The sequence below is a fragment of the Petrachloros mirabilis genome (genome assembly GCF_975968855.1).
The window spans coordinates 1-4,945 of the sequence record NZ_CDLUDY010000062.1; the positions used below are offsets into that span (position 1 = coordinate 1).

5 protein-coding genes are annotated in these 4,945 nt (G+C 56.1%); 2 read left to right on the plus strand and 3 right to left on the minus strand.

The features are described from left to right. On the minus strand, window positions 1–1,837 hold a 1,837-nt coding region (locus ACWVCN_RS02520), incomplete at its 3' end, for an OPT family oligopeptide transporter (RefSeq protein WP_455243937.1). 236 nt (window positions 1,838–2,073) lie between these two features. On the opposite strand from ACWVCN_RS02520, the gene ACWVCN_RS02525 reads away from it, so the two are divergent. Both ACWVCN_RS02525 and ACWVCN_RS02530 read left to right on the plus strand, forming a co-directional pair. Continuing rightward, complete coding sequence (locus ACWVCN_RS02525; RefSeq protein ID WP_455243938.1) at window positions 2,074–2,703, plus strand: DUF429 domain-containing protein; 630 nt, start codon at window positions 2,074–2,076, stop codon at window positions 2,701–2,703. 131 nt (window positions 2,704–2,834) lie between these two features. Continuing rightward, complete coding sequence (locus ACWVCN_RS02530; RefSeq protein ID WP_455243939.1) at window positions 2,835–3,251, plus strand: hypothetical protein; 417 nt, start codon at window positions 2,835–2,837, stop codon at window positions 3,249–3,251. A gap of 22 nt (window positions 3,252–3,273) precedes the next feature. Here ACWVCN_RS02530 and ACWVCN_RS02535 read toward each other — a convergent pair whose 3' ends face one another. Both ACWVCN_RS02535 and ACWVCN_RS02540 read right to left on the minus strand, forming a co-directional pair. Next, window positions 3,274–3,513: a hypothetical protein gene (locus ACWVCN_RS02535; RefSeq protein ID WP_455243940.1), complete on the minus strand. Its 240-nt coding sequence runs from the start codon at window positions 3,511–3,513 to the stop codon at window positions 3,274–3,276. Window positions 3,514–3,902: 389 nt separating this feature from the next. Next, window positions 3,903–4,583, minus strand: a complete 681-nt coding sequence (locus tag ACWVCN_RS02540; RefSeq protein ID WP_455243941.1) for a tetratricopeptide repeat protein — start codon at window positions 4,581–4,583, stop codon at window positions 3,903–3,905. Window positions 4,584–4,945 lie beyond the last annotated feature (362 nt).

The following is a 4,945-nucleotide window of genomic DNA, read 5'->3' on the forward strand; positions in this document are numbered from 1 at the left end:
CTGGCCATAGCACGGCAAGCGCGATTGGAATTGCCAGCATGATGCCCATCAGCGCTTCACCGGTAATCAAACCCGCTGCGAAGAGGAGCCCGCTTTTTGATGGCTCATCGCTGCCGCCTGCTACTCTCCTGGCGACAGCCGCAATCAGTCCACCCACAAAGATGGCGGCTGAGAGTTTCAGAGGCAGATAAATACCAAGGGCCACGGCCAGCACGGGCAGACGAAAGTCGCTCTCACGTGCTTCCTGCCGTCGATCAGCCAGGATCACGAGGACACCGATGGCCATGCCCAGTCCGACAAGAGACCATGGCAGTCCTGCACCGAACACGCTCTGTGTCAGGCTGGCCATCAGCGTGGCCTGCGGTGCGCTGAGGGGATGTGGATGAAGACTTGTCGGCTCTCCGATCCCGTACTTGGCTTGAAGTAATGACAGGACGGGGGCAAGGACAACGGCGCCGGTAAGCACGCCCACGACCTGCATCACCTGTTGTTTCCACGGTGTGGCCCCGACGAGATGACCGGTTTTCAAATCCTGCAGATTGTCTCCTCCCATGGCCGCGGCACAACAGACGACGGCTCCGATCACCAGTGCAGCTGCTGGTCCTGCGGGATGCCCGGTTCCCATGAAGAGTACGAGCAACAGCGAGGCCATCATGATGGTGGCGATGGTCACACCGGATACGGGATTGCTAGAACTCCCGACTAACCCGGCCATATAGGCCGCGACTGACGAGAACAGAAAGGCCGCAAGCGCCATCACGATCGTCATGAGGAGGCCGATCGTGGGATTGTCCACGACGCTCGTATAGATCCAGGCCATCGGTACGAGGGAAAGACCAAACGGTACGACGATCCACAATAGGGAGGCGTCCCGTTCCGTTCTCGCCATCTCCTGCTCAGGATGGGATGATCTTTTCGCCCGGTAACTGTCCCGTAATGTCTGTAAGCTCTTCCAAACGGGCTCGCGCAATCGTGTCAGCGTCCAGAGTCCTCCGGTCAGCATGGCGCCGATGCCGACATAGCGGATCTGTCCGCTCCAGATCGCCGTTGCCGCTTCGAGTGCGGGCTGATCTGATGGGAGACCATTCAGGAGCGCATAGGCCGGCATCAGGATCAACCACCCGATGACGCCGCCAAGAAAGACGACTACAGCGGTATGTAAGCCGATGATGAACCCGACAGCGACGAGCGCGGGTGAGAGATTGAGACCTACATAGAACACTGACCGTCCGAGTTGCGCGGCCCCTTCGAGTGACTCCGACCACAGGCGCATACCGCTCTCGCCAAATTTCACCACCCCGCCGAGGAGAGCGGCGGACAATAAGGTCCGCAAACCGCTGGTCGATTCGGCCCGGCCCGTACCACGTTGATCAGTAGCGGCGACCTGTAAGACTTCGGCGGTGGCCACGCCTTCTGGAAATCGCAGGCGTGCGGTGACGATGAGTGCCCGCCGCAAAGGAATGGTAAAGAGCACGCCAAGCAGCCCGCCGACCGTGGCGATCAACGCGGTCTGCCAATAGTCGAAGGAGGACCAGTAGCCGACCAGCAGCAGCGCTGGAATCGTGAAGATGACGCCGGCAGCCAGTGCCTCGCCAGATGAGGCAGCGGTTTGGACAATGTTGTTTTCGAGGATGTTCGACCGGCGGAACAGGCGGAGGATAGCCATGGAGGCCACCGCGGCCGGAATCGACGCAGATACAGTCATCCCGGCGAACAGTCCGAGGTACGTATTGGCAGCGGCCAGGACGGCCGCAAGGATCACCGAAAGCACAACCGCTTTGACGGTGATTTCAGGGAGCGTGACGGTGGCAGGGACGACGGGTTGGTCGTCCTTCATGAGGCGTATCGAATAAGTGAGACATCGGACATAAGATGGAGGCTCATACCATTGGAGTTCGAAGTCTAGACGGATGAGGCGTCATCATAACGCAGCACATGAAAAATGCAACCGGGAGAGGCGGGAGTACGTATCGTTTAAGAGTGTGCACGATACATGCGTGAGTCTCTGCACATATTGCGGGTATCATTGTTATGTCATCATGACCACTCCCGAATAACCCAAGCGAGTGACTGATGAGTGAACGTTCTGCCGGCAAAATCGTAGTCGGCGTGGATGTGGGCGGGCTGAAGAAGGGCTTTCATGCCGTTGCGCTCCGTAGGGGGCGTTTCTTGATGTCTTATTCTTCGCACGATGCCGCTGAAGTCGTGCTGTGGTGTCGTAAACTCAACGCCTCTGCGATTGGAATTGATTCCCCTTGTTCTTGGAGTCGGACCGGTCGGGCGAGACTCTGCGAACGAGAGCTGGCCCGACAAGGCATCTTTACGTTTGCCACGCCGAATCGATCAAGAGGGGAGAAACATCCCTTCTATCGATGGATGTGCAACGGCGCTGAACTCTATCGGTTGCTGGCGATGCATTACAGACTTTTCGATGGCAAACGGCCGGCAATACTTCCGGTCTGTTTCGAAACCTTTCCTCAAGCGATTGCGTGTTCAATCGCCGATAGAATTCTCTCCGCCAAGAACAAGCGTGCTGATCGTCCCAGGCTCCTTGGTAAGATAGGGCTCGCCATTGACTCCTTCACGAATATTGACCTGGTCGATGCCGCACTCTGTGCGTTCACGGCGCAGTGTCTTCTAGCCGGTTCTATGAAGATGTATGGTGACGTAAGAGAAGGCTTCATTGTCGTGCCGATGCCCTAGAGGCACGATAGGCTGCGCCGCTTCGGGGGCCTACTTGCCTTGTCGGATCCCGGCCTCCATTGCGAGCATTCAAAGTGGTATGATGCTCAGCGTGTAAGCGATTTCTTTTTTCCTTTGGAGGAGAGGACATTATGGTTGTCATGCGTTCAGCTCGCGCGGTTGCGATGGTCTTGGGGTTTGTGCTGTTTGTCGGCGTGGCTTGGGCAGCAGAGCCGGCTGAAATAGAGAAGTTCGTGAAGGCCCGAATCGACATCGGGGAGATGATGACGAACTATTTCAAGGGCGGTGAACGTTACGGGGAAGGACAAAGACCGTCGCCGGAACAAATGAAGAAAATGGGTGCGGACATCAACGCGAAGCTCGGCGCCCTGCTCGCGAAATATGATCTTACGATTGAGGATTACCGGAGTCGTAGTAAGGATGTATTCGCTGATGAGGCGGGGGTTCAAGGCTTTCTTAACGAGCATCCAGATTTGAAAAAGCGGTATGAGGCGCTGCCGCTGGATCGAATGGGACGCGGTGGAGGAAGGACCGGACGAGGGTACTAGCATGGAGTGAGCCTGCAATCTGTTAGACGACACTCAAAGACTGTTTGAGTTGGGAGGTCGTGATGAAGGCGGGTCGGTGGCTCTCACTGGCAGCACTGGCGATCGTAGTTGTTCTGCCTGAGGGAAAGGCTCTGGCCGGTGGAAAGTTTCGCGACTCAAGCGGCGCCGCCATGCAGCGCCATAACAGCTCGATGATGTCCTCTCCCATGAGGCGCTTTCCAAGTCGCTTCAGTCGTTCCTTCTGGCCCTGGGTGGCGTACACTCCAGCTCCATCGATGACAATCGTAAACGTGCACGTTCACGTGCCTGTCTTGGACGAACGTCCGGCCCCACCTCCGCCACCTCCCGCACCTTCGAAATTTTGGATTGCTCGTTGCGGGTCTATTGTCGAACTCGAAGTAAGTGAGACCATGAATCTCATGGAAGAGGAACAGAAACCCTGCTCTCCGTAACGGGCGAACGGAAGGCTCATCCAAGCGTGAACGGTCTATTGTCTCTGACCTTGCGCTGTACAAGAACCCAACGGCTCAGTGAATAGCTAAGTTATGTTTTGGTGGAAGGCGGTAATGTCCTCATGCTGGTGAGAGAATGGCGACATTCCAGGAGAGTGTTGATATTGATACCAGAACCGAGTGTGGAAATGAGCGCAGTTCAGGGGAGAGAGGGGGCAGTGGTATTGTTTTCCCGTGCCTCTAGGAGAGCATCGGATTGGATCCGGAATTTCCACGCGACTGATTTCTTCGTTGGCTTCCATTCCTGTGCCCGCTGTTTTGCCTCAGCAATTTGGGAAGGAGTCATCTGCGTGGCGAGAGTATCGCGCCGTTCGGCGCTGTACTCATCTCCGGTTGATGCCGCCAGGTTGAACCACATGTGGGCCTGGATAACATCCTTGGGCACTCCGTGCCCCTTCTCATACATACGCCCAAGTTTTGCAAAGGCCGGAGGATCTCCTTGCTCTGCCGCGCGATTAAACCAGAATAACGCCATCTGGGCGCTTTGCGGAGCGCCATCGCCGCGGAGATATAACACACCGAGGTTGACTTGGGCTTCCGCGTGTCCTTGCTTCGCGGCCTTTTCAAACCACTGCTTCGCCTGCCCATAGTTCTGGGAAACACCAGCGCCTGCCATGTACAGCAGACCGAGTTCGTTTTGAGCGGACGCACTTCCTTTTTCGGCTAAGTGATGAATTTCTTCTGCCGTGGCCTTCTCTTCGGCGTGATCATTCTCTGACGCGTCAACAGCAGGATTGGCAGCAGAATTGATGGTGGTGCAAGCGGAACTGGTGAGAAACACGATGGAGAGGACAAGGGCAATGTCAAATCGGAACAGCATGGGGCCTCAAAAGGTTCCTGCGTTACTTTGTTCGGTATTTATAGAGGTAATGGCGGCATCAATCTATTCCCCAGAAGTAGCAAGGCGCAAACTGATGAGGGGAGGGATGGTCTTGGGCCGCACACGAAATTAGCAAAAAGTGACCGCACCTAGGTGGATAAGAGCCATACGCTCAGGAGAGGGGTGCGCCGGATGAGCCGCCGTCACAAGCAGGATAGTGGGATTCCATCAACTGGAGGTGATTATCCGCAGGCTTAAAGAAAAGAGGTTCTGTCTGAATAGCCAGGCCACAGAATGATTAAAAGGGGATCACTGGTGGTGTGTATCCCGTCGCCTCAGTTACTAGGCTCCGGGTTGAGCAA